The organism is Mycetocola sp. Y791, from assembly GCF_059445325.1.
The window spans coordinates 575766-600781 of the sequence record NZ_JCAIUC010000001.1 but is presented as its reverse complement, the minus strand read 5'-3'; the positions used below and the strand labels follow the sequence as shown (position 1 = coordinate 600781).

The following is a 25016-nucleotide window of genomic DNA, read 5'->3' as shown; positions in this document are numbered from 1 at the left end:
TCCAACGAAAACGGGCCCGCCCTCCGGAGAGGACGGGCCCGTTCGACCGTGAACTACTGGACGTCTTCGTCCACCCAGTCAAACGACTTCGTCACTGCCTTCTTCCACAGACGGAGCGTCCGGTCGCGCTCCTCGGCGTCCATCTTCGGCTCCCAGCGCTTGTCTTCCTGCCAGTTTCCACGCAGGTCGTCGAGGCTGTCCCAGAAGCCGACGGCGAGGCCGGCGGCGTATGCCGCACCGAGCGCGGTGGTCTCAGCGACCACCGGTCGGACGACGGGAACGTTCAGGATGTCGGCCTGGAACTGCATCAGTGCGTCGTTCTGGACCATGCCACCGTCGACCTTAAGCTCGCTCAGGTCCACACCGGAGTCAGCGTTGACCGCGTCCAGGACCTCACGGGTCTGGAAAGCCGTTGCTTCGAGCGCTGCCCGAGCGATGTGACCCTTGTTGACGAACCGGGTGAGGCCAACGATCACGCCGCGCGCCTCGGGGCGCCAGTACGGCGCGAACAGTCCGGAGAACGCGGGCACGATGTACACGCCACCGTTGTCGTCGACCGTCGTCGCGAGCGTTTCGACCTCGGGCGCCGAGTTGATAAGACCGAGGTTGTCGCGCAGCCACTGGATGAGCGACCCGGTCACGGCGATCGATCCCTCGAGCGCGTAGTGCGGTTTCGCGTCGCCGAGTTTGTAGCCCAGCGTCGTGAGCAGCCCGTTCTTCGAGTGCACGATTTCCTCGCCGGTGTTGAAGATGAGGAAGTTACCGGTGCCGTAGGTGTTCTTGGACTCGCCAGTGTCGAACGCGGCCTGGCCGAACGTCGCTGCCTGCTGGTCGCCCAGGATGCCGGAGATCGGCGTCTCGCGGAGGAGGCTGTGGCTGTGGGCGTGCCCATAGATCTCGCTCGAGGACTTGATCTCGGGGAGCATCGACCGCGGCACGTCGAACGCCGCGAGGATCTCGTCGTCCCACTGCAGCGTCTCGAGGTCCATGAACAGGGTCCTCGACGCGTTGGTCACGTCGGTGACGTGAACGCCGCCATCGGTTCCGCCGGTCAGGTTCCAGAGCACCCAGCTGTCGGTCGTCCCGAACAGCAGGTCGCCGGCATCCGCCTTCTCACGTGCACCCTCAACGTTCTCGAGGATCCAGACGATCTTCGTTCCCGAGAAGTAGGTGGCGAGCGGGAGGCCAACGGTCGGCTTGAACCGCTCGACTCCCCCGTCAGCCGCGAGCCGGTCGACGATCGGCTGGGTGCGCGTGTCCTGCCAGACAATCGCGTTGTAAACGGGCTTTCCCGTGGTCTTGTCCCAGACGACGGCGGTCTCACGCTGGTTGGTGATGCCGACGGATGCGATGTCGTGCCTGGTGAGGTTGGCCTTCGAGAGCGCCTGACCGATCACCTCACGCGTGTTGTTCCAGATTTCTGTTGGGTCGTGCTCCACCCAACCGGCCTTCGGGAAGATCTGCTCGTGCTCGAGCTGACCCGTCGAGATGATCGATCCTGACTTGTCGAAGATGATCGCCCTGGTGCTCGTGGTTCCCTGGTCGATTGCGATGATGTAATCCGCCATGTCGTACTCCCTTGTATGTGTCGTGTCTTCGTAGTGAACAGATGTGTGCAGCACGGCGGTGCGAGCTCCGCCGTGCTGGGGGCCCGGCTAGATCACCGGAAGCAAAACGAGCGATGACCAGCCGGCGATCGCCCCACCGAGAAGCGGACCGACGACCGGCACCCAGGCGTAGCTCCAGTCGCTTGTGCCCTTGCCCTTGATCGGCAGGACGGCGTGTGCAATCCGGGGGGCGAGGTCACGGGCTGGGTTGATGGCGTATCCGGTTGGCCCACCGAGCGAAATACCGATGGCAACAACCACGATAGCAACGGGCAGCGCGCCGAGAGCAGCGAGCCCCGGCGTCTCACCCTGTCGACTGAACGAGATCACGGCGAACACGAGCACAAACGTGCCGACGACCTCGGTGATGGTGTTCCACACGTAGCCGCGGATGGCGGGGCCTGTCGAGAAAACAGCGAGCTTTGCAGCCGGGTCATCCGACTCGTCGAAGTGCTGCTTATAGGTGAGAAACACGAGAACCGCTCCGAGGAAGGCACCGAGCATCTGCCCACCGAAGTAGGTCAGAACCGACACGAAGTCGACAGGAATCCCCGGCACGAATTCCTCCGTCCCCGCGGCAGCCAGACCGACAGTCACCGCCGGATTCAGGTGGGCACCCGAGAGGTAAGCGGCGAGCACACCGATGAAGACGGCGAAGCCCCAACCGAAGTTGATCAGCAGCCAGCCGCCGTTGAACCCCTTCGTCTTCGACAGCACAACGTTGGCGACGACTCCGCCACCGAGAAGGATGAGGAGCGCCGTTCCGACGACCTCCGAGAGAAAGACCTGTCCTAATGTGATGTCCACGTTGACCTCCTTGTTTAGCTCCGAGCCGAATGCCCCCGGATAGGGGTGTTTTTCGATTCACAGTGAAACGTACAGACGAAGTACGGGGCGAGACAAGGGCACGAGGTGAGAATACGGACGGTTATTCCACGGGTTCCGCCGTCGCTGTTACCGGCTCGAAATCGACTCGTCGGTCGCGAGGGCGACGCCGTGCTCCGTGCGGAGAACACTGGCCGCGGTCGTGATCTGCCGCAGCGTCTCCTCTTCGGTCCAGGACAGCACGGGAGCAAGGATGCCGGCCAGTTCCGTCAGGAGGCCCATCGACGCACCCCCGGTGAAGGCGATGCTCGTCCGGCGCTGGACAACGTCGGTCAGGTGAACCACCGACTCGGTGCGCGCGATCCGCTGGATCTCCTGGACGCTGTAGTCGGGAGCGAACCGGAGAGGGGTGTCTCCCGACTCGGCGAACTCTTCGATAATCGCACTCGCGTGCATTCCGTAACGCTCGAGCAGCTGCGTCGCCCGCACCCTGCCGACCTCGCGGGAGTTGTCGGCGATCCAGACGCGCATCGCGGCATCCGTCCTGGGGAATCCGACTCCGCCACCGATCGGGGTACCGAGCGTGGACACGGAGCGGCTGGCTCCGAGCAACGCGAGCGCATCGTTCGCCAGGTGCTCCGCGAGTGCGCGGAACGTCGTCCACTTGCCGCCGACCAGACTGAGCATCGTCGATGTGCCGAGCTGAGACGACACAATCCGGTAGTCACGGGAGACGAAGCCGGGGGCGAGGTCGCCGTGACCCGGGAGCGGTCGGATGCCGGAGAACCGGTACACGATCTCGCTGCGATTCACGGGAACATTCGGGAAGACGTGCTCGATGAGTTCGAAGAAGTAGTCGACCTCTTCTTCGGTGCACACGGCCTTCTCGCGCGGGTCGGCCTCGAGATCGGTCGTTCCGACCATGACCTTGCCCTTGAGCGGGTAGATGAGGACGATGCGGCCGTCCTTGTGCTCGAAGAAGATCTCGCGACCGCCGGTGGCCGCGAGGAGTTCCGGGTTGTCGAGGACGATGTGCGAGCCCTTGGTTCCGCCCATGAGCGCGGTCTCCTGACCGAGAGCGGCGTTGGTGAGGTCGGTCCACGGACCAGACGCGTTGATCACGACGTCGGCCGCCATGACGAACTCTTCGCCGGAGACCGTGTCGCGGAGGCGAACCGAGCCGCCGTCCAGTCCCACTGCCTCGACGTAGTTCGCTGCCCGCGCGTGGGGGCCCGCGGCGAGTCCGTCGTGCAGCACGTCGAGTGCGAGGCGCTCAGGGTCGTGGACTGACGCGTCGAAGTAGGTCGCCGTGTACTTGATGCCATCGTTGAGCTGCGGCAACGCCTTGAGCGCTTTCTTCTTACCGACGAAGCGGTGGCGCGGCACGCTGCCGCCGTCGCGGGAGAATGCGTCGTAGAGAGTGAGGCCGACCTTGATCAGGAGCGCACCGCGTTCCTGCGGCTTGCCCTGCTTGTGGGTGAGGAAGCGCATGGGTGCGCTGATGATCCCCGAGAAGGTCGAGAAGATCGGCACCGTGGTCTCGAGCGGCTTGACGTAGTGCGGCGCAATCTTGATGAGCCCGTTGCGTTCGGTGACCGATTCCTTGACCAGGCGGAACTCGCCGTTCTCCAGGTAGCGGATGCCGCCGTGGATCATGTGGCTTGACGCTGCGGATGCTCCGGAGCAGTAGTCGTTGCGCTCGACGAGCGTGACGTCGATGCCCTGCAGTGCGAGGTCGCGGAAGGTCGCCAAACCGTTGATCCCGCCGCCGATGATGAGCACCTTCGAGTTGGGGTGGGCGCGAAGCGCTTCCACGGCTTTCCTGCGCTCCGGCCGGCGGGCGTCGTGGTCGTTCATCGTGTGACTCCTTCTTGTGGTGCCGGTCGGCACACTGCTGCCGGGAAACTCGTTGTGGTGTTGGGTGGCGGACTGCTGCCGGTGTGGGACCGCATTCGCGTCGAGGACAAGCACTCTGCGTGGTCCCATCAGATTCTTCGGCTATATTCACTTCTGTGCAAACTCAGTGCACAGATGTGCAAGGAGAGTTCATGAATCAGTCACCTGCCGTTTCACTGTCCCCCAAGACCAGGGACGCTCTGACGGCCGCCCAGCTGTATTACCTGCAGGACCTGACGATGGAGGCCATCGCTCACGAACTGCATACCTCTCGCTCGTCGGTATCGCGGCTCCTGGGGCACGCCCGCGAAACCGGCCTCGTGGAGATCCAGGTGAAGTCCCCCCTCGACATGCCCCGACAGCTCGAGGGCGATATCCAGGCGGCGTTCGGTGTCGTTGCACACGTCGTCCCTGTCCCCGACCAGACGAGCGACGTTGACCGCCTCGAGCGGGTAGCGATCTCCGCTGCACGGATTCTCGGCGGGTTCTTCGACTCGAACATGTCGATGGGAGTGGCCTGGGGATCGACCATGAGTGCCCTGTCCAGGCATCTGCTCGCCAAGCCGACGCACAACACGTCGATCGTCCAGCTCAATGGCGCCGCGAACCCGCGCACAACGGGTCTTCTCTACGCGAGCGAGATCCTTCAGCGGTTCGGTGCCGCGTACGGCGCAACAGTGCAGCAGTTCCCGGTCCCGGCAGTCTTCGATGACCCTGCGACGAAGGCAGCACTCTGGCGGGAGCGGAGTATCAGCCGCGTCGTCGAGCTGCAGAACAGCCTCGACGTCGTCGTTTTCGGCCTGGGCTCGCCGTTCTCGGGCGTTCCAAGCCACGTCTACATCGGCGGTTACCTCGACGACGACGACTTCGCCCAGCTCCGCGCGGCCGGTGTCGTTGGCGATGTCGCCACAGTGTTCTACCGCGAAGACGGCTCGACCGACGGCATCCCGCTCAATGACCGCTCGAGCGGTCCAAGCATCGACGTGCTCGCCGCCACCGCGAGGCGTGTGTGCGTCGTCGCTGGCCAGACCAAACTGCAGAGCCTCAGGGGCGCTCTCGCTGCCGGCCTCGTCACAGACCTCATCGTCGACTCGGGCACGGCCAGAATGCTCGTCAGCGGCTGACGCCATCCGCGGTGCGTGACGGAAACCGATGGGAATAGCCCAGGCTCGCCGCTGTTGACCTACGATGGAAATCAGAAACGTGCTCCGGGGTCGGTGAAAGTCCGAACCGGCGGTGACAGTCCGCGAGCCGGTCGCAGCAATGCGACTGGTTGAGCTGGTGAAACTCCAGCACCGACGGTAATGGGTTGCGAAAGCAACGCTCAGTCCGGATGGGAGGCAGCACGCGCGACACTGGGCAGCCATCTGCCGGGTGGCGCGACTCGAACGGCGCTACGCGCCGGTCGCGGCAACCCCCGGAGCTCTTGCGAGACGAGAGAAGATCCGAATGGTGAGCGACACAGCCGAAGCCGTAACCGCTTCGGGCGACGCTGTCCTCGACAGAGCCATGCGCCGGGCCTTCGACCTCGCCCGGCGTGGGCCGGAACGCGGGGTGAACCCGCAGGTGGGCTGCGTCATCACCGACGCGAGCGGTGCCGTCATCGCCGAAGGCTGGCACCGCGGCGCCGGCACTGCCCACGCGGAAGTCGATGCACTCTCGCACCTCGACGGGCCAGTTCCTGCCGGTGCAACGGCGGTGGTCACCCTCGAACCGTGCAATCACACCGGGCGAACCGGCCCGTGCACCCAGGCGCTCATTGACCGCGGAATCTCGCGCGTCGCGTACTCGGTGGCCGACCCGGGTCGCCACTCCGGCGGTGGCGCAGGCCGCCTCCGGGCTGCGGGAGTCGACGTGATCCCGAACGTGCTCACGGCCGAAGGAGAAGCGCTGATCGCCGACTGGCTGCGCGCCACCCGCCTCGGCCGCCCGTACGTCATCGCGAAGTGGGCACAGTCGCTCGACGGTCGCGGTGCCGCCGCCGATGGCTCGAGCCAGTGGATCACCGGCCCCGTTGCCCGAGCGGACGTCCACCGCCGACGTGGCGCCGCCGATGCGATCGGCGTCGGGACGGGTACCGTCCTCGCCGACGATCCGGCGCTCACCGCCCGCACCGAGGACGGCGCCCTTCTCCCCGACCAGCCCATCCCCGTCATCTTCGGGACGCGCGCGGTTCCCGGCAACGCCCGACTCCTCGCCCACCCGCACTCCCCCGTTCTGCTGAGTGGCGGGGACCTCGCCGCCGACCTCGAGAGCCTGGCGCAGCGCGGCATCCGCTCACTGTTTGTCGAAGGAGGCCCGACGCTGATCAGTGCGCTGACGGCCGCTGGCCTCGTCGACGAATATCTCCTCTATATCGCCCCGGCACTCCTGGGCGGCCCTCGTACGGCGCTCGGCGACATCGGTGTCGGCTCGATCGACGAGATGCGCCGCCTGGAGATCGAGTCGGTCGAGACACTTGGCGACGATCTGCTGATCGTCGCACTCCCGAAAGGAAACCTCTGACATGTTCACCGGAATAGTTGAAGAGATCGGCGAGGTCACCGCGGTCGACCGCTCGACGGATGCCGCTCGCATCACCGTGCGGGGACCGGTCGCCGTGACCGGTGCGCGCCACGGAGACTCGATCAGCGTGTCGGGCGTATGCCTGACTGTTGTGGACTTGACCGACGAGACCTTCACCGTCGACGTGATGGCTGAGACACTCCGGATGTCCACTCTCGACGACGTCGCCCCCGGCCGCGCGGTCAACCTCGAACGGGCAGCGGAGGTCGGCGGCCGGCTCGGTGGCCACATCGTGCAGGGCCACATCGACGGGACCGCAACGATCCTCGACGTGACCGACGGCAGCGCGTGGCGGGTCGTGCGGTTCAGTCTGGCCCCGGAGCTTGCGCCCCTCGTCGCGCGCAAGGGTTCGATTGCCGTCGACGGCATCTCGCTCACCGTGAGCGACGTGTCGCCCCCCACCGAGAGCGACCAGTGGTTCGAGGTCTCCCTCATTCCCGAGACGCTCGCCGCGACCACCCTCGGTGCCCGCGGCGTCGGAGACACCGTCAATATCGAAACAGACATCGTCGCACGGCACGTCGAGCGGATGCTCGCCCTGCGGTCGGCTACAGAACGGATGCCGGCGGTTCAACTCGCCGGTGAAAGGAGCGACGCATGAGCCTCGCGACAATCCCCCAGGCGCTGAGAGCGCTGCGTGAGGGCAAACCGGTACTCGTGGCCGACGATGAAGGACGCGAGAACGAGGGAGACATCATTCTCTCTGCCGAGCTTGCAACCAGGGACTGGGTCGCCTGGACCGTGCGGCACTCCAGCGGCTACATTTGCGCTCCGATGTCGAACGAACTCGCCGACCGGCTCGAGCTTCCGATCATGGTTCCCGCGAGTCAGGACGTACGCCGGACGGCATACACGATCACCGTCGACGCCGCTGAGCATGTCACGACGGGCATCAGCGCGGCCGACCGTGCCACGACGCTTCGGGTGCTCGGTAACCCGGGCGTCCTGGCGACCGACCTCATACGGCCGGGCCACATCGTGCCGCTCCGCGCGGTCGATGGCGGAGTGCGGGAACGCGCCGGTCACACCGAGGCCGCCGTCGAACTCATGCGACTCGCCGGGCTCAGCCCCGTCGGCGCTATCTGTGAGGTCATCGACGAGAACGGCGACATGATGCGCCTGCCCGGGCTGATCGAGCTCGGACTGGAGCACGACCTCCCTGTGATCACGATCGCGGCGCTCATCGACTTCGTCACCGAGCAGGAGTCCGGCCCGGAACCGTCGGAAGAGCTGACGCCCGTTGCCCCGTCTTCTCCCGTCCTCTTCGAGGTCGAGACGAACGTTCCAACGACGCACGGCACATTCCGCATCCGGGCCTACCGGGACAGGAACACGGGAGCCGATCATGTCGCCATCATCGCCGGGGATCCGAAACCGGGCGCGCTCGTGCGCGTGCACTCGGAATGCCTCACCGGCGAAGCCTTCGGTTCGCTCAAGTGCGAGTGCGGCCCACAGCTCGACGCCGCACTCGACACGATCCGGAGACACGACGGGGCCGTCATCTATCTGCGCGGCCACGAGGGACGCGGCATCGGCCTGATCAACAAGCTGCGTGCGTACCAGCTGCAGGAGGAGGGACTCGACACCCTCGACGCCAACCTCGCGCTCGGGCTCCCGGGAGACGCCCGCAGCTACCAGGCGGCATCCGCCATTCTTCAGGACCTCGGGCTGACCGAGATCCGCCTGCTCACCAACAACCCGGAGAAGGCCCGCCAGCTTGAAGAGTTCGGCATCACCGTCACCGAACGGGTGCCGCTCGTCGTCGGCGTCGGCGCACTCAACGAGTCGTACCTCCAAACCAAGCGCGACCGCATGGGTCACGAATACGCACCAGCACAGATCATGGCCGAAGGCCAGGAAGCAGGAACCCGCTCATGAGTGGACACGGATCCCCCGCTATCGCCGCGAACGGCGAGAGCCTCAGCATCGTCGTCGTGGCTGGCCAGTGGCACACCGAGATCACCGACGGGCTGATCGCGGGAGCGACGAAGGCTCTCGACGAATCCGGAGCGAGCCACACCCTGGTCAGGGTTCCCGGCAGCTTCGAGCTGCCCGTCGCGGCGAAGGTCGCCCTGGAGGCGGGGGCTGACGCGGTTGTGGCGCTCGGCGTGATCATCCGCGGCGGCACTCCCCACTTCGAGTATGTGTCGGATGCCGCAACCTCCGGCCTCACGCACGTCACCCTGCAGACGGGCAAGCCCGTCGGATTCGGCGTGCTCACCCTCGACGACGAGCAGCAGGGGCTCGACCGCGCCGGCCTGCCCGGCTCGAAGGAGGACAAGGGCCGTGAGGCCGCCGAGGCCGCCGTCGCGACCGCCGTGCTGCTCCGTCAGCTGCGGGGGTAGCGCGCCGCGACGCACCCGCCCCGCACCCTGCGCCATGCGTCCCGCGCCCCGGCGCCGACGTTTCGGGAGGAGAATCCGCTGGTCGTGTCGGCTATCGGCCGCAGACCCCACGATTCTCCTCCCAGGGTGCACCCGCCTCCGCTTCAGTTGCACCCTCTGGCCTCCCGTTCTGTGAACTGCTAACTTGGCCGGTGTGTCGGGCCGACACCGGCGCGAGTTGGCAAGGAGGCCATCATGACGACGCCATCTGACGCGACCACGATCACCCGCTCAGATCCGTACATTCTCGACGGGACTCAGGTCAAGGAGCCGCCGACAACGCTCGCCGGCCGGTTCCGTTTCCTTGGGCCAGGGATGATTACCTCAGCCGCGGTCGTCGGCTCCGGAGAACTGCTGACGGCAACCGCCCTCGGCGCTCAGGCCGGCTTCACGCTGTTCTGGCTGGTCTTCGTGTCGACGTTCGTCAAAGTCTGGGTGCAGATCGAGCTTGCGCGATGGACGATATCGACCGGTCGCGTCGCCGTTGCCGGTTATGACGACGTACCACCGCGCCTCGGTAAGCGCGGGTGGATGGCCTGGCTCGTCCTGCTCATGTTCCTCCAGTTCCTCACGAGCCAGGCCGGAGTAATCAGCGCTGCAGCATTCGCCTTCAGCACGCTGTTTCCCTTCGGGGACGATCCGTATTCGCTGGTCTCGATCGGATCGTGGGTCGCGATCCTCGCGGTCCTCGCGATCCTCATCCATATCGCCAACAAGTACACAGTCGTCGAGCGGGTGTCGACGGTTCTCGTCTTCATCGTGACGGCTTTCGCTGTCGCGATGGTGTTCCTGATCCAGAGGACCGAGTTCGCCTGGACCGGCGCCGACCTCGGTGAGGGATTCCAGTTCCAGATCGCCGTCGGCGCCATGGGCATTGCCCTGTCGATGTTCGGACTCACCGGGGTCGGGGCCGGAGAGATGACGGCATACACGTACTGGTGTGTCGAAAAAGGCTACGCAGCGTGGACCGGCCCCAAGGACGCGTCCGAAGCCTGGCAGCGTCGAGCCCGCGGGTGGATCGGTGTCATGAAAGTTGACGCCTGGGTGTCCTGGGTGATTTACACCATCAGCACCGCCGCGTTCTACATGCTCGGGGCAGCCGTCCTGCATCCGCAGGGCATTGTGCCGGAGGGCACAGAGGTCATGACGACTCTCTCCGGAACCTTCGAGGCCGGCGTCGGGGCATGGGGCGCAACGGTCTTCCTGCTCGGCGCCGGGGTAGCGCTGTTCAAGACCATCATCGCGAACGTTCCGAGCCTCGGCCGGCAAATCGGGAACACCCTCTCGCTCTTCGGTGCATTCGACTGGTTCAACCAGAAGCAGCGGGACCGCTGGATGCGCTGGATCATGATCGTGTTGCCGATCATCTGGGGGCTCTTCGGAACGATCGTCTCATCGCCGCTGCCGCTCGTGATTATCGCCGGATTACTCAACGCCGTCTTCCTCATCGGCGTTGCCATCGCGACCGTTTACCTGTCACGCACCCAAACGGACCAGCGGGTTAAGGACGGCCGGGCGACAACGGTCATGCTGCTCATCTCGGCGCTATCCATCATCGCCGTCGGCGTGATCGGACTGGTCAACGCGTTCTGACATCGGACTCAACCCGTGTCACCGTCGGCAATCTCCCGAGTAGTCTCCTGTCCACGCCGATCACCGTGTCGGCCTCGCAGTTGGGAAAGTCCTATGCGCGTCCTCGAACTCCATGCACCAGGCGACCTGCGGCTGACGAGCCGCCCCGCCCCGGTTGTCGGCCGAGATCAGGTTCTGATCCGAGTGGCATGGGCAGGCATTTGCGGTTCAGACATCTCGTACTGGAAATCGGGCCGATCCGGAAGCGCTGTGCAGGAGCATCCGTTCGTTCCTGGCCACGAACTGTCGGGCACAGTGACCGCTGTTGGCGCGGCCGTGACCTCGATTGACGAGGGAGCGCGGGTAGTCGTTCACCCAGCGTCCACGAGCGGAGTTCTGCCGTCGCGCTTGACCGGACGAATGAACCTGCACCCGAATCTCACCTACCTCGGCTCTGCGGCGGTGTTCCCGCACCGAGACGGCGCTTTCGCCGAGGAAATTGTCGTTCACCACGATCAGGTACGACTTGTCCCCGAGGGCTTGTGCCTGCGCAGGGCCGCGCTGGCGGAGCCCTGCTCCGTGGCGCTGCACGCGGTGGTCCGAGCGGGTGGTGTCGAGGGACAAACCGTGATGGTGAGCGGGTGCGGCCCGGTGGGTGCGCTGTCGATCATCGCGTTGCGAGCCGCGGGAGCGCGGAAAATCCTCGCGACAGACCTGGCCCATGCGGCGCGCGATCGGGCACGCCGGGTCGGCGCTGATCAGGTCTTCGACGTTGGCCAGGCTGCGTCAGACGAATTCGCTGTCGCGCTCGAAGCGTCGGGGGCGCCTGCCTCACTCGCACAGCTGCTTCGGACGGTCGCCGTCGGCGGGACCATCGTGCAGGTAGGCAATCTTCCGCTCGACCCGATTGCACTGCCACTCGCTCTCCTGGTGAGCCATGAACTCGACCTTCGCGGGGCCTTCCGATTCACCGATGAGATGGATCGCGCGCTTGCTGTGTTGCGAGATACGCCGATTGCAGACGACCTGATCACACACACGTTCCCACTCGAGCGCGCCAGGGAAGCATTCGCGGTCGCCGCCGACGGCGCTGCGAGTTGCAAGGTACTGATCGAATTTGACGGCTCCTGACGATTTGCACCGATCACGGCTATGGGGTTTTTGCCCTCGAGAAGACTGGGCGTAAGGTGTGAAAGCCGCGCCACAAGCGCGACCCACTGTATGTTCCGCCGTTGGGGTTGGCAGACGCGACCGGCCCGCGCCTCCAATGGCTCCTTCACCGACGAGAGAGCACCATGTCAGCCTCAGCCACCATCCCCTCACAGGCTCCAGCCAACCCGAAGTCGCGGGTCGTCCTCGCGTCCCTCATCGGGACGACCATCGAGTTCTACGACTTCTACGTCTACGCGACGGCCGCCGTCCTGGTCTTCCCGTACCTCTTCTTCCCGGCCGGCAACGAGACGACCGCCCTGCTGTCGTCGTTCGCCATCTTCGGTGCCGCCATGGTCGCCCGTCCGCTCGGAGCCGTCTTCTTCGGACACCTCGGCGACAGGGTCGGGCGCAAAACCACTCTGGTCGCTGCCCTCCTCACGATGGGTATCGCCACCTTCCTCATCGGTCTGCTCCCGACGTACCTCGTCATCGGCTGGTTCGCCCCGCTGCTGCTCGTCGTGCTGCGCCTCGCCCAGGGCTTTGCGCTGGGTGGCGAGTGGAGCGGTGCCGCTCTCGTCGCCACCGAGAACGCACCGGTCGGCAAGCGCGCCTGGTACGGCACCTTCCCGCAGCTCGGCGCCCCGATCGGCTTCATCATCGCGAACGGCCTGTTCCTGATCATCGCTTTCGTCCTCCCCTCCGAAGACCCGTCGCGGCCGTCTGACGCGTTCCTCGACTGGGGCTGGCGCATCCCGTTCCTGTTCTCCGCGGTCATGGTCATCGTCGGACTCTGGGTACGACTCAAGCTCGTCGAGAGTGACGCCTTCACCAAGACCGTGAAGTCGGGCAAGGTCTCCAAGCTGCCGCTCAAGCTGGTCTTCAAGACCAACTGGCGCGAGCTCATCCTCGGCACCTTCTTCATGCTCGCCACCTACGTGCTGTTCTACCTGATGACGACGTTCTCGCTGAGCTACGGCCGCGCACCGATCGACCCGGCGGAGGGCCAGCAGCCAGGCCTCGGCTACAGCTACAACACGTTTGTGCTCATGCTCATCGCCGGCGTGGTCTTCTTCGGTATCTTCACGCTGCTGTCAGGCCCGTGGGCAGACAAGTTCGGCCGCCGCAAGACACTGATCATCGTCACGTCGGGCATCATCGTGTTCGGACTGCTCTGGGTGCCGCTGCTCAGCGGCGGGTTCGTCGGCGTGATGGCGTTCCTCATCATCGGGTTCAGCCTCATGGGCATGACCTTCGGTCCGATGGGTGCACTCCTGCCCGAGCTGTTCCCGACCAACGTGCGCTACACCGGATCCGGCATCTCCTACAACGTGTCGTCGATCCTCGGCGCCGCTGTCGCCCCGTTCATCGCCGTGTGGCTGTGGGCTGAAGCCGACGGAAGCCCGGTCCTCGTCGGCGTCTACCTCGCCGTCATGGGCCTCATCACACTGGTGGCGCTCATCATCGGCAAGGAAACCAAGGACGTCGACATCGACCGATAAGTTCACGTCCCAACAACGGATGCCGTCCCTCGCCTCGCGGGGGGCGGCATCCGTCGTTTAAGGCTCACGACCCCGTTTCGCCGCACCGCCGCCGGTCCCATACTGAGGGCACAACACCAGCGGAGCTGGTACCGGCCCCGCGCGAACGAAAGGAAGACAATGACCGACGTCACCACCGATGCCGACAAGGCATTGAAAGCCAAACATCGCACGATGTGGGCTCTGGGGAACTACCCCGAACTCGCCGCCGACCTGATCTCGGACCTCGGCGCAACAATCGTGGAAGCGCTCCGGATCGGGCCCGGCCAGCGCGTGCTCGACATCGCGGCCGGGTCAGGCAACGCCGCCATCCCCGCAGCGCAGGCGGGAGCCGATGTCGTCGCAAGCGACCTCACTCCTGAGCTCCTCGAGGCGGGGTCACGCCGGGCGGAAGAGCTTGGGGTCCAGCTGGACTGGCGGCAGGCCGATGCCGAGGCTTTGCCGTTCGCCGACGGCGCCTTCGACACCGTCATGTCGACGGTGGGCATCATGTTCGCCCCTCGGCACGAGGTCAGCGCCGACGAGCTGCTCCGCGTGTGCCGGACCGGCGGCAGAATCGGGCTCATCAGCTGGGCCCCCGAGGGCTTCATCGGGCAGATGTTCGCGACGATGAAGCCGTACGCTCCCCCGCCTCCACCAGGCGCCTCTCCCCCGCCGCTCTGGGGTTCGGAGGAGCACGTCAAGTCGCTGATCGGTGATCGGGTGAACGAGTTCACCTCGACTCACAAGATCCTGCAGGTGACGCGATTCAACTCAGCCGAAGAACTGCGCGACTACTTCAAAGCGCGCTATGGCCCGACGATCGTCACGTACAAGAACATCGGCGATGACGCCGACCGGATTGCGGCCCTCGACCGCGATCTGGTCGACCTGGTCAATCGGTTCGACGCCGGCGGCTGCACGCTCGAGTGGGAGTACCTGCTCGTCACCGCGACGAGAGCCCCATAGAGCGAACGGATGCCGTCCCTCGCGTCGCGCGGGACGGCATCCGTTGCTCACAGCGTCGAGAACATCACTTCCGGTCGAGCCCATCAGTTCCGCCGGATGCTTTCGACCGGAAGTGATGCTCTCGTGCCGGGCGCGGCTCAGAACGAGCTGATGCCATCCCCGATGAGTTCGGCGCCGAGGAGAAGGAGCGCAACCGCGAGCACGGTCGGGCCGTTCCGGACGAGCCAGGTGCGCAGATCCGCGAGCGGCTTCTGCCACGCATCTGTGGCCATCTGGTACCCGACGATGGTGATCAGCACCGTCGAAACTGCAATAACGACGAAGATGAGCACACTGACGATCGTGTCGCGGAGATTGAGTTCGGCCCCGCCGATGGTGAGTCCTGCCGCGATCCCGAGCGCGAGGTTCTTGGGCGCGAGCGCTCCCAGCCCGAAGCCGAGCGCGATCCCCTGCGTAACGGTCATCTCCTCCGCAGCGGCCATCCACCGCGGCAATACGCCGGCGCGGCCGGGCAGCGGGCGAAGCCGCCACTGTCCGACGGCGAGATAAACGAGGAGCGCACCGAGCACAAGCCTCACGATCCCCGCGATCGGTGTCGAGTCATCCCCCGCGTCTTCCGGGAGGACGTTGGCGATCGCGGTGATAGCGACGACCGGCACGATCACACCGAGCAGCCATCCACCGAGGAAACCAAGGCCCGCCGGAACAGATTTCGGCGTGAGCATCAGCGTAATCGCTGCCACCAGCGGAATAGGGCTGAGCGCTATACCGACTGCGGCCGTGAGGATCTCGCCGATTACCGAACCCATGTGTGCTCCTTCTGGAAGGGTATCCAGCTTATCCGCGTCGTTGGCGCGCGGAGGCGGGTTGCAAACGTCACGGCAGCCGTGCATGGCCCGGTTCGTCAACAAAGGTTGACGGCCCACAACTCGTCAACTATTATTGACGCCATGAGCACAGGAACCATCGCAACACTGGCTGGGGAAGCGGGTTCAAACGACCCGATCGCGGCTCTCCGGGCCATCGCCAAACTCCGCAAGGAACTCGAGCAGGTCGAAGCAATCGCCGTCCGCCGGGCAAGAAACGCCAACGCACCCTGGCAGTTGATCGCGCTCGCACTCGGTGTGAGCAAACAAGCCGTTCACAAGAAGTATGGTCGAAGCTGACCTCCCGTCATTCCCCAAGGATCCAAGGACACCCGCATGTCAGCCCCCAGCAGTACCCGGCCAGCCCGTCGCTCTCTCTCCGGACGATCGCCGAAAACCGATGAGGGCCCGCGTGCCCGGTTCAGTGAACTGATCCCCTACCTCTTCGAGCACAAACGGATCCTCTGGTTCATCATCGCGCTGAGCATCCTCGGCTCGGCCGCATCGCTTGCCCAGCCGCTTCTCGTCAGCCAGGTCATCGGCATCGTCGAGCAGGGCAAGGCGCTCGGCGGGCTGGTCTGGGCACTCATCGCGCTCGTCGTCGTCTCCGGGGTCATCTCCGGCTACCAGCACTACCTCCTGCAGCGCACCGGTGAGGGCGTCGTCCTCTCCAGCCGCCGCAAACTCGTCGCACGCATGCTGCACCTGCCGATCTCCGAGTTCGACACCCGCCGCACAGGCGACCTCGTGTCCCGCGTGAGCAGCGACACCACGCTCCTCCGTGCTGTGCTCACCCAGGGGCTCGTCGAGGCGGTCGGCGGCATCATCACATTTATCGGCGCCCTCATCGCCATGCTCATCATCGACCCGGTGCTGCTCGGCCTCACCGCGCTCGTCATCGCCGTGTCGATCGTCACCGTCGTCGCCCTCTCCGGAAAGATCCGGGTCGCGAGCCAGCGCGCCCAGGCCAAGGTGGGCGACCTTGCCGCCTCCGTCGAGCGCGCCATCAGCTCGGTTCGGACCGTGCGGGCATCGAACGCAACGGATCGCGAGATCGCCACCGTCGACAACGACGCCACGGGCGCATGGCGCATGGGCATCCAGGTCGCGAAGGTGTCCGCTCTCGTCGTCCCCGTCGCCGGCATCGCCATGCAGGTATCGTTCCTCGTCGTTCTCGGCGTCGGCGGGTTCCGGGTGGCGAGCGGCGCGATCACCATCGCGAGCCTCGTCGCCTTCATCCTGTTCCTCTTCATGATGATCATGCCGCTCGGCCAGGCATTCGGTGCGATCTCCGCGACCAACCAGGCGCTCGGCGCCCTCGGCCGCATCCAGGAGATCATCAACCTGCCACGCGAAGACGACGCGGATGCCGCCATCGCCGCGACCGTCGCCGCCCCCGGCATCCGCTCCGCCAGCGCGCCCGCGATCGAGTTCGATTCGGTGGTCTTCTCCTACCCGGCTGCGGCCGTCGATGACACAACCGGGACGGACAAGGACGCCGCCGCTGGCGTCGACCCGGACCGCAACACCCTCACACCCAGCGACCTGACGAGCGACCTCGCGCCGGTTGCCAACACCGACAAACGCCGACCGGGCGACCCGGTGCTGCGCGGGGTCAGTTTCACGGCGGCTCGTGGGCACCGCACCGCACTCGTCGGCCCGTCCGGCGCAGGCAAGTCGACGATCCTCGGTCTCATCGAGCGGTTCTACGACCCTGAAACCGGGGCGATCCGCTTCGGCGGCGTCGACATCCGCACGATACCGCGCACGGAACTCCGCTCGCAGATCGGGTACGTGGAACAGGACGCCCCCGTGCTCGCCGGATCCATCCGCGACAACCTGCTGCTGTCGACCCCTGACGCCACCGACGAGGACTGCATCCGCGTACTGCACGCGGTCAACCTCACCGATGTGCTCGACCGCAACCCGCTCGGACTCGACGCACCGGTCGGCGAGGAGGGCATCATGCTCTCCGGTGGAGAGCGTCAGCGCCTCGCCATCGCGCGAGCGCTGCTCTCCGCTCCCCCGATCCTCCTGCTCGACGAATCCACGTCGTCGCTCGACGGCGTGAACGAACAGAAGATGCGGCTCGCGATCGACGCAGTGGCCGAGGACCGCACACTCATCGTGATCGCGCACCGCCTCTCGACGGTCGTCGACAGCGACACGATCGTGGTTCTCGACCAGGGCCGCGTGGTCGGTTCGGGTACGCACTCCGAGCTCGTGGCATCCGTCCCCCTCTACAAGGAACTCGCCAAGCACCAGCTCCTGGTCTAGGCGCGGCGGGTCAGCTGACCTGGCGGTTACGGGCTGCCCACTCGATTCCGTGGGTGGCCTGCTCCTTGGTCAGCGGGGTAGTTCCCCCGCAGTTCGAGCAGGTGACGTAGTACTGCTTGCGGAGCGTGAACAGCGGGATGAAGAACACTGAGACCTTCGTTGCGCTCTCGATGACGTCCTGCGAGGCATGTGTGCCGCAGAACTGGCAGAGGAAGTTCACAACGACGAGTACCCGGTTGCGGAGCGTTGTTCCGAAAATGAGGAGCATCCGTCGAGTGTAGGTAACGCACGGCGGCCACGAGGAGGGGTTGCGCCGGAGCCACTTTTCCCTCTGAGGGAGAACGCCCCGGTCAGCGCGATTCCACCACGCAAGCGGTGTCCATGTGCTGGCCGTCGCCGGGAAGAGCGTCCCGCGACTCACCGTCTCCGTTGACACGGATGCCTGCGAACCGGAAAGGGACGCCCTGCGCTGTCCACAGCGAACGGCGGTCCATGAGCTGGGCATGGACGTGCGGCTCACTCGTGTTTCCCGTGTTTCCACACGCGGCGATGAGCTGGCCCGCCTCGACCCTGTCGCCCTCCGCCACGAGCAACGAGTCCTTTTTCAGGTGTGCGACCAGGGCGTACACCCCATCGGCGCCCCGGATCGTGACGTGGTTTCCCACGATGAACCCCGGCCCGCCGACCTCACGAAGAGCTCCCTCGACCATCATGTAGATCACCCCGAGCGAGGTGGAGCGCGCGCGGTGGTCGCGCTGGCTGCCCGACGCGCTCACAACGACGCCGTCGATCATCGCCCGAACCGGCTGCCCGAATGCCGGGTAGTCGGCCGGAGGTCGCATCGGCGATCCCGAACCAAATGCGGGTCGCTCCCGATCCAGAGGCTCATGGACAAGGTCGATGGCATACGCCTGCCCATACGCACGGATGCCGTGACTTGGCACCTTGGTCTCTGGGCTGTTGATTCCCAGCCAGCGCCCGCTGACCGGCGAAGTGACGGTGACCGGAGGACGCACGGGAAGCCGTTTGGCGACCAGGGCGATACTGAGGAGAACCGCCAGAAGTCCGAGTGCGCCAACCAACGGGAGCAGACCAAGCACTCTGCTGACCGGACCGTCCTGCATCACAGCATCCAGGACTCCCTCCACGACGATGAGTGCGGCGGAGACCACGAGGATCACGCTTCGGACGCGGTAGAGGCCCATAAGCGACCGCATTACTCCACCGCCGCGAGACACGCGAGCAGGGGGACAACGCGACGAGCGGGGACCTCGTAGCTGCCCCGCCCGCTCTGCGTCACCCATCCGGTCGAGACCAATTGCCGCAGGTGGTGGTGGAGCTGGCCCGTGGTTCCGAGCGACTGGAGCGCAGCGAGGTCGGCGGTCGCGTGGGTGCCCGAGAGAATGTGTCGCAGCAGCTCCAGTCGCACCGGGTGTCCGAGCGCCGCGAATGCCGCAGCCCGATCGCTCCACTCCACCTCGAACAGCCCGGAGGTGCCGGCGCCCTGTTGCCACTCAACCGGCGCCCCGGTCGGGAGCGTTACGGCGCCGACAAGCAGCACCGCGCCATCCCGCGTCGATGCGTGGTCCGCTAACCGCGAGCGCAGGCCTGACAGCGCCCAGAACGCGTCAGCGGATTCGGCTCCAGGCTCAGCCACCCGCGGGTGGGTCGTCGCACCGCTCTCAAGCGTCGCCACCCGCGAAGCAAGCGCGAGCAGCTGTTCCCTCAGCGTCTGTAATTCACTCTGATCATCCACCCGTCGATACTACGATAAAACGTAGTAACGAACCACGCTCACGCTGCAGGGGTCTCAGAGACTTCGGACGTAGGCGAACGCCTCGCGGGCGAACGCACTCCACCTGGCCTCTGTCTCCGGCACTCCGTCCGCTGGCGGGATCGCGATCCACTCGCGCATGGTGCGCGCTCCCATGGTGACCGGTTCAGCATCACCCGTGTCAACCAGGGCATCCGCGCGTTCCCGCGGCAGCTTCACAAGAAAGCGGTTCTCCGATCCCAGGAACGCCACGATCGCCTTCCCCGTTCTGAGCCCAGGGCTCCGGAACATGGTGCCCACTTCGATCGGGCCGTCCTTTTCCAGCGCGGCCGAGATCCGGTAGAGAATCTCGACCGATTCTTCCGGCACGTTTCTCATGCTCGCCCCGTCCTCGCAGTCATCGACAGCACGGCGCCATCCTAGGACGATCACCGGCGAGGAGACCAGCGACTGCCGCGGAACCTGTCGCTGAACACGCGACCGCGAGGTACCGGGAAGTGCTCTGAGACGGTCCCGCCAAGGTGTCTCAGAACACTTCCGGGCACCTCGCGGCATCCCTGTCAGGCCGGCTGTATGGCCCGGCTACCGGCTCTGGTGCAGCCTGTAACGCAGCGAGGCGAGTTCGGCGCGGAGGGCCGGTGGCACCCTGGAGCCGAAGGTGTTGAAGAACTCTTCGGTCAGGTCGGCTTCGACCAGCCATGACTCAGGATCGATGGCGAACAGCGCCTCAAGAGCGTCATCGGAGACGTCGATACCGTTCCGGTTGAGGTCTGCGAGCACCGGGATGCGACCCGCGGGCGTCTCCTGCGCCGGCACCTGTCCCTCGATGCGGCGAACGATCCACTCGAGCACCCGCGCGTTCTCGCCGAAGCCCGGCCAGAGGAAACCGCCGTCGGCGCCCTTGCGGAACCAGTTGACCTGGAAAATTCGCGGGGCCCGGTCGAAGCGAAGCTTCTGGCCAACCGCCAGCCAGTGCGCCCAGTAGTCGGCCATGTTGTACCCGCAGAACGGGAGCATCGCGAACGGATCGCGGCGCAACTCACCGACGGTTCCTTCGGCGGCCGCCGTCTTCTCGCTTGAGATGGTCGCGCCCATGAATACGCCGTGGGTCCAGTCGGTGGCCTCGACGACAAGAGGGACATTGGTGGCGCGCCGCCCACCGAACAGTACGGCGTCGAGAGGGACAGCGTCCTCCCAGTCATCAGCGATCGACGGGCACTGGGCTGCTGCCACGGTGAAACGGGAATTCGGGTGAGCCGCCGGCCGCCCGGAGTCAGGCGTCCAGTCGTTGCCCTCCCAGTCGATGAGGTGATCGGGAGCCTTATCGGTCAGGCCCTCCCACCAGACGTCCCCGTCGTCACGCAGCGCAACGTTGGTGAAGATCGTGTTGCCCCAGAGCGTTTCAACGGCGGTGACGTTGGTCGACTGGCCTGTGCCGGGGGCGACGCCGAAGAACCCGGCTTCGGGGTTGATGGCCCACATCCTGCCGTCCTCACCGGGGCGGAGCCAGACGATGTCGTCACCGAGGGTCTCGATGCGCCAGCCCGGGATCGTGGGGCGCAGCATCGCGAGGTTCGTCTTGCCGCAGGCGGACGGGAACGCGGCAGCGACGTGGTACTTCTTGCCTTCGGGCGAGATGATGCGAACGAGCAGCATGTGTTCGGCGAGCCAGCCCTCGTCGCGCCCCATGACGCTCGCGATGCGCAGCGCGAAGCACTTCTTGGCCAGCAGTGCGTTGCCGCCGTAACCGGAGCCGTACGACCACACCTCTCGGGATTCGGGAAACTGCACGATGTATTTGGTGTCGCTGCACGGCCAGGGCACATCTGCGTCGTCTGGGCCGAGCGGTGCACCGACCGAGTGCACGGTCTTCACCCAGGGAACACCGCCAGCGATGAGGTCGAGAACCGTGTCGCTCGCGCGGGTCATGATGCCCATGGAGAGCACGGCGTAGACGGAATCGGTGATCTGAACCCCGAGCTGTGAGAGCGGGCCACCGACAGCGCCCATCGAGAACGGAACGACGTACATCGTGCGACCGCGCATGCTTCCCGAAAAGACAGCATCCAGTTCACCACGCATCGACTCGGGGTCCTGCCAGTTGTTCGTCGGCCCCGCGTCCTCTTCCCTGTCCGAGCAGATGAAGGTGCGGGATTCGACCCGGGCGACATCGCTCGGCGCGCTCCTGGCGAGGTAGCTGTTGGGGCGCCACTCAGGGTTGAGCTTGATGAACTTGCCCTCCGCGACCATCTGCTTGGTCAGCCTGTCACTCTCACGGACCGACCCGTCACACCAGACGACCTCGTCGGGCTGCGCCAGTGCGGCAATCGAGTCGACCCAGGCACGAAGTTTGTCGAGGGGGGCGGATGCTTCGGTGCCAGCGGTCGGGGCGGACTCCGTCTCGAGGAGCCCGGGGGTCGGAGTGGTGACCGTGAGACGGTCGACTTCGGCGATCGACATGGGAGCTCCTCTGCTGCGTGGCGTGCTGTAAAAGTTGGCCTGCATCCACTCTCACAAAGAAATCCCTCGGATAATCAAGAAAGCGGCGTTAAGAATCGCCCTTCTTTCGGTTACGGTAAAGGCATGACTCGACCGACCTCCGATCTCTCCACGCTGGGGCATCGCATCCGTCACTTTCGAACCGAGCACAACCTGACACTCGATGATCTCGGGGAGCGCGTTGATCTCGCCGGAAGCCAGCTCTCCCTCATCGAGAACGGCAAGCGCGAACCCAAGCTCTCGACGCTCCAGGCGATCGCAACCGCCCTCGGTGTGGCGCTGACCGATCTGCTGTCGACCGAGGCACCGAACCCGAGGGCGGCGCTCGAGATCGAACTGCGACGCTTCCAGCAGAGTTCGCTCTACACCGAACTGGGCCTGCCCGCCGTCAAACCGACGAAAGGCATGAGCGATGAGGCACTCGCAGCACTCGTCGGCCTGCACCGCGAACTCCAGCGGAAGGCGACCGAGGCGATCGCCACGCCCGAGGAGGCCCGTCGCGCGAACACCGAGCTGCGGGAAAACATGCGCGAGCGCGATAACTACCTGCCGGAGATCGAGGAGCTCGCTGAAGCCCGCCTCGCAGCGGCGGGTCACGTGCGCGGAGCGCTCACCCACCGCACGGTGAGCATCATGGCCGAACAACTCGGCCTGAGCCTGATCTACGTCAATGACCTGCCGCACTCAGCGAGAAGTGTCACCGACCTCGCCAACGGCCGGATCTACCTGCCGCCCGCCTCCATTCCCGGAGGCCACGGCCTCCGGTCGATGGCGCTCCAGGCGATGGCTCACCGGCTGCTCGGGCACACGCGGCCGACGAGCTACGCCGCGTTTCTGCAGCAACGACTCGAGATCAACTACTTTGCCGCCTGTTGTCTCATGCCGCAGAAAGCCGCCGTCGACTTCCTCACCCAGGCGAAACGCGAACGGAACCTGGCGGTCGAGGACTTCCGTGACGCGTTCGGCGTCACCCATGAGGCCGCGGCGCTCCGGCTGACAAACCTCGCGACGAGGCACCTCGACATGCCATTCCACTTCCTTCGGGTCGGGGAGGACGGTTCCCTCGCGAAAGGCTACGAAAACGACAACCTTCCGCTTCCCGTCGACGTCACCGGCGCGATCGAAGGCCAGTTGGTGTGCCGCAAGTGGAGCGCACGAAGCGCGTTCGAGCGCACCAACCGCACGACGGAGCTCTACCAGTACACCGATACTCCCGCCGGCACCTTCTGGTGCGCAACACAGACGGGAACGACCAGCGCTGGGGAATTCTCGATCTCGGTCGGGGTGCCGTTCAACCAGGCGAAATGGTTCCGCGGGCGGGAGACGACGGCGCGCGCGACGTCGACCTGCCCCGACCCGTCGTGCTGCCGCCGTCCGCCGTCCACGCTCGCCGAGCGCTGGCGCGACAACGCCTGGCCGAGTGCGAGGTTGCACGCGCACGTGCTCGCTCCGCTGCCGAGCGGGACTTTTCCCGGTGTCGACGACTCCGAGGTGTACACCTTCCTGGAGAGGCACTCCACGGAGTAAGCCACGGAGTAAGCACCGAGTAAGCACCGAATGGGCGCCTCCGGCAGCACGCCGACAGCGCCCCGCGGGGCCCCTGCTCGGCAGGGCACCGCGGTTCGGGTCAGGCGGACCGACCTGCGCGGGACGCGTCCTCCGGCTCCTCGGTAATCGTCAGGCCCAGGGGACCGTACGACGAACTCATCATCGACTCGAGCCACTGTTTGTTCAACGCGGGCGACGCGTCGTCGCTGAAATGGAACTGCAGCGGTATGGCCGGCGACAGCCACAGCGAGGTACGCCCGAGTTCCTGGTCGGGGCCGAGTGGCCAACTGAGGTAGAAGCCTTCCCGGCGACGAAGCTTCGACCCGATAACCACCTTCAGGTGCGCGAGGAGTCGGTCCTCGAACTCATAAGTCTCGCCGAAGCCGTAGACCAAACTTCCCAATCTCTTCATTTCTCCTTAGCTCGTTGACGCCCATCGGCGCACTGGTTACCACCTGTGTTGACACACGCCCGGATGGCACGGGAAATCTGGATTATTGATGTGAGACTCACACGGGCTGGCGCGGACGACCGTCAGCCGGCAGCCCCGGACGCGGTCGTCCCACCCGCCGAGCTGCCATTGAGGTTTCCGCGCGGCTCCCGAACGGGCCAGCGCTGGCGCTGGTAAGAATCGCGCCGCTTTTCTCATGCCCGAACTGAGCACTTCCCAATGTAAACGGGTAAATAAAATGCCGCTGGGACTTGACTTTGGGTGCCTTGATTTATCACCCGCCTGCGACGACTCAGCCGAGAGCCCACATCGCGACAGCACTGGCTGCAGCAACGTTGAGCGAATCGATGCCGTGCTTCATCGGGATCTGGACGACGGTATCGGATGCCGCTATCGCGTCTCTGGTCAGCCCGTCACCTTCAGCGCCGAGCACGAGGGCCAGGCGCTCGTGCGATGCCCCGTCGAAGTCCCGCAGGCTCACGGCATCATCGTTCAGCGCGAGGGCGGCAACGTGGAAACCCTGCTCTGTCAGCAGGGCGCGGGTCGATGACCAGTCTCCGACCCTGGTCCACGGCACCTGGAGCACGGTGCCCATCGACACCCGAATGGCGCGTCGATAGAACGGGTCGGAACAGCGCGGCGTCACGAGAATGGCATCCGCCCCGATGGCGCCCGCTGAACGGAAGATCGCGCCGACGTTGGTGGGGTCTGCAACATTCTCGAGGATCACGATGCGGCGAGCGCCGGCGAGCAGTTCTGCCGGCTCGGGCAACGCCGGTCGGTGCATCGACGCGATGAGTCCGCGGTGCAGCACATAGCCGGTCAGGCCGGCGAGAAGCTCCCCCGGCCCGACAAAAACGGGGACGTCGGCAGCGTCCTCGCCGAGTGCCTCGATGGCGGCATCAGCGCTCGTCCCGAGCGCGAGGACGGAACGGGGTCGGTGACCGGCACGCAAGGCGCGCTGGAACACGAGCAGCGATTCGGCGAGGTAGAGGCCGTGCTCTGTCCCCCTGGCCTTCTTCAGCGCGACGTCGGTCAGGTGCGCATAATCGGTGAGGCGCGGGTCGTTGAGGTCGGAAATCTCGATAACGGGCACTGCGCGAGTTTACCGACC

23 protein-coding genes and 1 riboswitch are annotated in these 25016 nt (G+C 65.6%); of the genes, 12 read left to right on the top strand and 11 right to left on the bottom strand.

Annotated elements, in window-relative coordinates; all coding sequences use genetic code 11:
• Positions 1 to 53 precede the first annotated feature (53 nt).
• The 3 genes from glpK to AC1C2N_RS02825 form a co-directional block, all read right to left on the bottom strand.
• Positions 54 to 1568, bottom strand: a complete 1515-nt coding sequence (gene glpK / locus AC1C2N_RS02835) for a glycerol kinase GlpK (protein WP_483405507.1) — start codon at positions 1566 to 1568, stop codon at positions 54 to 56.
• 87 nt (positions 1569 to 1655) lie between these two features.
• On the bottom strand, positions 1656 to 2408 hold the full coding sequence (locus AC1C2N_RS02830) for an MIP/aquaporin family protein (RefSeq protein ID WP_495433072.1): 753 nt from the start codon (positions 2406 to 2408) through the stop codon (positions 1656 to 1658).
• A gap of 153 nt (positions 2409 to 2561) precedes the next feature.
• The gene (locus AC1C2N_RS02825; RefSeq protein ID WP_495432798.1) at positions 2562 to 4289 is read right to left on the bottom strand and encodes a glycerol-3-phosphate dehydrogenase/oxidase; all 1728 of its coding nucleotides are present in this window, start codon (positions 4287 to 4289) and stop codon (positions 2562 to 2564) included.
• A 191-nt stretch (positions 4290 to 4480) separates the two neighbouring features.
• Between AC1C2N_RS02825 and AC1C2N_RS02820 the strand changes: the two genes are divergently transcribed.
• The 9 genes from AC1C2N_RS02820 (at position 4481) to AC1C2N_RS02780 (ending at position 14487) form a co-directional block, all read left to right on the top strand.
• Positions 4481 to 5452: a sugar-binding transcriptional regulator gene (locus AC1C2N_RS02820; RefSeq protein WP_483405505.1), complete on the top strand. Its 972-nt coding sequence runs from the start codon at positions 4481 to 4483 to the stop codon at positions 5450 to 5452.
• 76 nt (positions 5453 to 5528) lie between these two features.
• Positions 5529 to 5678: riboswitch (FMN riboswitch) on the top strand.
• A gap of 99 nt (positions 5679 to 5777) precedes the next feature.
• Positions 5778 to 6833, top strand: a complete 1056-nt coding sequence (gene ribD, locus AC1C2N_RS02815; protein WP_495432797.1) for a bifunctional diaminohydroxyphosphoribosylaminopyrimidine deaminase/5-amino-6-(5-phosphoribosylamino)uracil reductase RibD — start codon at positions 5778 to 5780, stop codon at positions 6831 to 6833.
• A 1-nt stretch (position 6834) separates the two neighbouring features.
• Positions 6835 to 7494, top strand: coding sequence for a riboflavin synthase (locus AC1C2N_RS02810; RefSeq protein WP_495432796.1), 660 nt, complete (start codon positions 6835 to 6837; stop codon positions 7492 to 7494).
• Positions 7491 to 8771 carry a 3,4-dihydroxy-2-butanone-4-phosphate synthase gene (gene ribB, locus AC1C2N_RS02805; RefSeq protein ID WP_483405502.1) on the top strand — a complete coding sequence of 427 codons (1281 nt, stop codon included), beginning with the start codon at positions 7491 to 7493 and terminating at the stop codon, positions 8769 to 8771. The genes AC1C2N_RS02810 and ribB overlap by 4 nt, the downstream gene beginning before the upstream one ends.
• The gene (gene ribH / locus AC1C2N_RS02800; RefSeq protein ID WP_495432795.1) at positions 8768 to 9238 is read left to right on the top strand and encodes a 6,7-dimethyl-8-ribityllumazine synthase; all 471 of its coding nucleotides are present in this window, start codon (positions 8768 to 8770) and stop codon (positions 9236 to 9238) included. The genes ribB and ribH overlap by 4 nt, the downstream gene beginning before the upstream one ends.
• Positions 9239 to 9472: 234 nt before the next feature.
• Positions 9473 to 10870: an Nramp family divalent metal transporter gene (locus AC1C2N_RS02795; protein WP_495432794.1), complete on the top strand. Its 1398-nt coding sequence runs from the start codon at positions 9473 to 9475 to the stop codon at positions 10868 to 10870.
• A gap of 93 nt (positions 10871 to 10963) precedes the next feature.
• The gene (locus AC1C2N_RS02790) at positions 10964 to 11980 is read left to right on the top strand and encodes an alcohol dehydrogenase catalytic domain-containing protein (RefSeq protein ID WP_495432793.1); all 1017 of its coding nucleotides are present in this window, start codon (positions 10964 to 10966) and stop codon (positions 11978 to 11980) included.
• Between the two features lie 164 nt (positions 11981 to 12144).
• Complete coding sequence (locus tag AC1C2N_RS02785) at positions 12145 to 13500, top strand: MFS transporter (RefSeq protein ID WP_483405498.1); 1356 nt, start codon at positions 12145 to 12147, stop codon at positions 13498 to 13500.
• 159 nt (positions 13501 to 13659) lie between these two features.
• Positions 13660 to 14487 carry a class I SAM-dependent methyltransferase gene (locus tag AC1C2N_RS02780; RefSeq protein WP_495432791.1) on the top strand — a complete coding sequence of 276 codons (828 nt, stop codon included), beginning with the start codon at positions 13660 to 13662 and terminating at the stop codon, positions 14485 to 14487.
• Positions 14488 to 14624: 137 nt separating this feature from the next.
• On the opposite strand, the gene AC1C2N_RS02775 is transcribed toward AC1C2N_RS02780, so the two are convergent.
• Positions 14625 to 15296, bottom strand: coding sequence for a GAP family protein (locus AC1C2N_RS02775; protein ID WP_495432790.1), 672 nt, complete (start codon positions 15294 to 15296; stop codon positions 14625 to 14627).
• Between the two features lie 141 nt (positions 15297 to 15437).
• On the opposite strand from AC1C2N_RS02775, the gene AC1C2N_RS02770 reads away from it, so the two are divergent.
• A complete protein-coding gene (locus AC1C2N_RS02770; RefSeq protein WP_495432789.1) occupies positions 15438 to 15653 on the top strand; it encodes a hypothetical protein in 216 nt (71 codons plus the stop codon).
• A 36-nt stretch (positions 15654 to 15689) separates the two neighbouring features.
• Positions 15690 to 17630, top strand: coding sequence for an ABC transporter ATP-binding protein (locus AC1C2N_RS02765; RefSeq protein ID WP_495432788.1), 1941 nt, complete (start codon positions 15690 to 15692; stop codon positions 17628 to 17630).
• Between the two features lie 10 nt (positions 17631 to 17640).
• Here AC1C2N_RS02765 and AC1C2N_RS02760 read toward each other — a convergent pair whose 3' ends face one another.
• The 5 genes from AC1C2N_RS02760 to AC1C2N_RS02740 all read right to left on the bottom strand — a co-directional run bounded on the left by AC1C2N_RS02760 (position 17641) and on the right by AC1C2N_RS02740 (position 21864).
• Positions 17641 to 17898 (bottom strand): zinc-ribbon domain-containing protein, encoded by a 258-nt coding sequence (locus tag AC1C2N_RS02760; RefSeq protein ID WP_483405493.1) that lies wholly within the window; start codon positions 17896 to 17898, stop codon positions 17641 to 17643.
• A gap of 82 nt (positions 17899 to 17980) precedes the next feature.
• Positions 17981 to 18847, bottom strand: a complete 867-nt coding sequence (locus AC1C2N_RS02755; protein ID WP_495432787.1) for a M23 family metallopeptidase — start codon at positions 18845 to 18847, stop codon at positions 17981 to 17983.
• Positions 18847 to 19386, bottom strand: coding sequence for an ArsR/SmtB family transcription factor (locus AC1C2N_RS02750; protein ID WP_483405491.1), 540 nt, complete (start codon positions 19384 to 19386; stop codon positions 18847 to 18849). Before AC1C2N_RS02750 ends, AC1C2N_RS02755 begins: the two co-directional genes overlap by 1 nt.
• A gap of 54 nt (positions 19387 to 19440) precedes the next feature.
• Entirely contained in the window at positions 19441 to 19782 is a 342-nt protein-coding gene (locus tag AC1C2N_RS02745) for a hypothetical protein (protein ID WP_495432786.1), read from the bottom strand.
• A gap of 204 nt (positions 19783 to 19986) precedes the next feature.
• On the bottom strand, positions 19987 to 21864 hold the full coding sequence (locus AC1C2N_RS02740; protein WP_495432784.1) for a phosphoenolpyruvate carboxykinase (GTP): 1878 nt from the start codon (positions 21862 to 21864) through the stop codon (positions 19987 to 19989).
• A 123-nt stretch (positions 21865 to 21987) separates the two neighbouring features.
• Between AC1C2N_RS02740 and AC1C2N_RS02735 the strand changes: the two genes are divergently transcribed.
• Positions 21988 to 23430: a helix-turn-helix domain-containing protein gene (locus tag AC1C2N_RS02735; RefSeq protein WP_495432783.1), complete on the top strand. Its 1443-nt coding sequence runs from the start codon at positions 21988 to 21990 to the stop codon at positions 23428 to 23430.
• 100 nt (positions 23431 to 23530) lie between these two features.
• Here AC1C2N_RS02735 and AC1C2N_RS02730 read toward each other — a convergent pair whose 3' ends face one another.
• Together AC1C2N_RS02730 and AC1C2N_RS02725 are read right to left on the bottom strand one after the other, a co-directional pair.
• Positions 23531 to 23863, bottom strand: coding sequence for a DUF7882 family protein (locus AC1C2N_RS02730; protein ID WP_483405487.1), 333 nt, complete (start codon positions 23861 to 23863; stop codon positions 23531 to 23533).
• A gap of 331 nt (positions 23864 to 24194) precedes the next feature.
• Positions 24195 to 24998 carry a TrmH family RNA methyltransferase gene (locus AC1C2N_RS02725; RefSeq protein ID WP_483405486.1) on the bottom strand — a complete coding sequence of 268 codons (804 nt, stop codon included), beginning with the start codon at positions 24996 to 24998 and terminating at the stop codon, positions 24195 to 24197.
• Between the last annotated feature and the right edge of the window lie 18 nt (positions 24999 to 25016).